At 69.3% G+C, this 309-nt stretch carries 1 protein-coding gene; it reads left to right on the top strand.

Annotated features, from left to right (window positions below; all coding sequences use genetic code 11):
- On the top strand, positions 1-309 hold a 309-nt coding region (locus IU459_RS37810), incomplete at both ends, for a condensation domain-containing protein (RefSeq protein ID WP_195134342.1).

Raw genomic sequence — 309 nt, 5'->3', positions numbered from 1 at the left:
ACATCCAGGTGTGGGAACAGACCTACCCGGCGCTGACCGAGGTGTGGCCGCTCTCGCCGCTGCAGTCGGGTCTGCTGTTCCACGCGTTGATGACCCAGTCCACCGTGGACGTGTACACCATGCAGGCCGTGGTGGACCTGGGCGGCACGGTGGATGCGGCGCGGCTGCGGGCGGCGGCCCAAGGCATCATCGACCGGTACCCGAACCTGCGCACCGCGTTCGTCACCGACTCCGACGGCCAGGCCGTGCAGGTGGTGCTGGATCGCGTCGAAGCTCCGTGGCGCGAGGTGGATCTCACCGAGCTGCCCG

This window comes from Nocardia amamiensis, from assembly GCF_015477605.1.
Taxonomy (GTDB): Bacteria; Actinomycetota; Actinomycetes; order Mycobacteriales; family Mycobacteriaceae; genus Nocardia; species Nocardia amamiensis_A.
This window is presented reverse-complemented; position numbering and strand designations above follow the sequence as displayed.